4 protein-coding genes, 1 pseudogene and 1 riboswitch are annotated in these 2,153 nt (G+C 61.4%); of the genes and pseudogenes, 3 read left to right on the top strand and 2 right to left on the bottom strand.

Features of this window, described 5'->3' with window-relative positions; genetic code table 11:
- Positions 1–166: pseudogene (locus HX846_RS39910) on the bottom strand (phosphoglycerate mutase); the annotation flags it as partial.
- Positions 167–193: 27 nt separating this feature from the next.
- Positions 194–333, top strand: a riboswitch (cobalamin riboswitch).
- Positions 334–364: 31 nt separating this feature from the next.
- On the opposite strand from HX846_RS39910, the gene HX846_RS31905 reads away from it, so the two are divergent.
- Positions 365–577 carry a CbtB domain-containing protein gene (locus tag HX846_RS31905; RefSeq protein WP_003208073.1) on the top strand — a complete coding sequence of 71 codons (213 nt, stop codon included), beginning with the start codon at positions 365–367 and terminating at the stop codon, positions 575–577.
- 15 nt (positions 578–592) lie between these two features.
- Entirely contained in the window at positions 593–1,321 is a 729-nt protein-coding gene (locus HX846_RS31900) for a CbtA family protein (RefSeq protein WP_178966933.1), read from the top strand.
- A 40-nt stretch (positions 1,322–1,361) separates the two neighbouring features.
- Here the strand turns inward: HX846_RS31900 and HX846_RS31895 are convergent, their stop codons facing one another.
- Positions 1,362–1,916, bottom strand: a complete 555-nt coding sequence (locus HX846_RS31895; protein ID WP_087694166.1) for a DUF4865 family protein — start codon at positions 1,914–1,916, stop codon at positions 1,362–1,364.
- 92 nt (positions 1,917–2,008) lie between these two features.
- On the opposite strand from HX846_RS31895, the gene HX846_RS31890 reads away from it, so the two are divergent.
- The coding region (locus tag HX846_RS31890; RefSeq protein WP_178966932.1) for a LysR family transcriptional regulator at positions 2,009–2,153 on the top strand (145 nt) is incomplete at its 3' end.

The following is a 2,153-nucleotide window of genomic DNA, read 5'->3' as shown; positions in this document are numbered from 1 at the left end:
GCGCCTCCGGGCCGCACAGCACCAGGGGTGCACGCTTGAAGCGTTGCCCCTGGGAAAGCGCCGCCTGCTGCCAGTCCATCTCCACCGACTCATCCAGCGCAAAGCGTGCCTGTTTCTGGGCACGGGTGCTGGCGTGGGCAACAAGGGTCAAACGGGTGGCCTGCATGACAAATCGCTCTGGTTTTAAGGTGCAGTCAGCGTAGACTTGCGAAGTTGTTTCAACATGTTTCAACTATTCTGCAACAGGAAGCCGGTTCAATGCCGGCGCGGTCGCGCCACTGTATTCGGCCTTTTAGCCGTAAGCCAGACCCTGTTTCAGCCAACTCGCTATCCATTTCGGGACGCGTCATCCCTGGAGGTTCTCATGGCTTATACCGCTGCAACTGGCTCCGACGTTTCAATACCGTCCATTCCCCTGGGCGAAATCCTGCCCTGGGCGATCTTCGGCGGCCTGCTGCTGTTGCTCGCGATTTACTTCGTCGGCGCCGAGCAAGGCGCGACGGCCGTGTTCAAAGGCATGTACGTGCATGAGTTTGTGCATGACGGTCGCCACCTGCTGGGTTTCCCCTGCCATTGATTGGAGTGTGACGACATGACAGGACATTTACTCGTTCGCGGGATGCTGGTGGGCCTGCTCGCCGGCATCCTGGCCTTCGGCTTCGCCAAGACTTTTGGTGAGCCGCAGATCGACAAGGCCATCGCCTTCGAAGATCAGATGGCACAGATGCACGGCGACGCGCCGGAAGAAGAACTGGTGAGCCGCGAAGTACAAAGTACCTTCGGCCTGTTCACCGGCGTGGTGGTGTACAGCGTCTCCCTGGGTGGCATTTTCGCCCTGGTGTTCGCCTACTCCCTGGGCCGCATCGGCAAGGTCGGCCCCCGTGGCTTGGCAGCGCTGCTGGCATTGGCGGCGTTTGTGACGATCATCGTGGTGCCGGGGCTGAAGTATCCGGCCAACCCGCCATCGGTGGGCGACCCGGCCACCATCGCGCAACGCACCAAGCTGTTCTTCCTGATGCTGCTGGTGTCGGTGGCGGCTGCGGTGATTGCGATCAACGCGGCGCGCAAGCTGATTGCCAGCCGTGGCCTTTGGACAGGCGCGATCCTCGGTGTGGCGCTGTACATCGTGATCGTGTCGGTGGCCGGCAGCTTGTTCCCGACCATCAACGAAGTGTCGGAACAGTTCTCGGCAGTGTTGCTGTGGAAATTCCGCGTGGCTTCCCTGGGGATTCAACTGGTGCTGTGGACCACCCTGGGCCTGGTGTTCGGCGCCGTGGCCGAGCGCAAGCTGAGCCAGCCTCAGGCGCGTCTCAACTCCTGACGGTACAGGTAGCCGCCGACGAATCGGCGGCTACCGGCATTCACACCCCGGGCCGCGCCAGGTAGAACACCTCGTAGCCATTGCCCGGATGGTTCACATCCAGCGCCTTGGCCGACAAGGTAATTCGCACCAGTTTCCACGCCTGCACATCCAGCGCCAGAAACACCGCGAAGTTATCGCTGCTGTCCGCGAGCTGCTGGTTGCGGGCCTTTTCTGCGGCGAGGATTTGCCCGCGGTCCGCCCCCGGCGCCAGCGCCCACTCCTCCCGATACAGGCTCAAGGCGTCTTGCGCCGGACCTCGCTGCACGTCCAGCGGTAACCAGGACTCAATGTGCGGCTGGCCAAAACTGTCGAGGACCTTCTGGAAGCGCTCGCCGAGCAAGAAATCCGCAGCCTGCAAAGGATCCGACCACAGATAAACCGACGAATACAGGTTACCCACCCCCGGCCCCTGCCCTCGCTCCTGGGCGATAAACGCCTTGAACAGCAAACCCTCGGCATGATCCCACAACGGCCCCAGGCGAGCGGCCCGCTCACGGATGACACCCATGTCGTAATCGGCTGGCAAGCGGTGTGAATACTGTTTGGCAAACATCATGGCGCTCCTGTTCAGATGAGTGCCCAGCTTGCGCAGCGCCCATGATTTCAGCAAGATATCACCGGATATAGGTGTGATAAGGAACTGAAATGACCGACGCACTCAAGCCGCTGGATATCGACACCGTGCACGCCTTTGTCCTGGTCGCCGATTTCGCCAGCTTCACCCGCGCGGCCCAGGCACTGGACACCTCGCAGGCAGCCATCAGCCTCAAGCTCAAGCGCCTGGAAGAAC

It is taken from the genome of Pseudomonas sp. K5002 (assembly GCF_013386655.1).
Classification (GTDB): Bacteria; Pseudomonadota; Gammaproteobacteria; order Pseudomonadales; family Pseudomonadaceae; genus Aquipseudomonas.
Note: the sequence above shows the minus strand (reverse complement) of the source record. Positions and strands in the feature narration are given on the sequence as shown.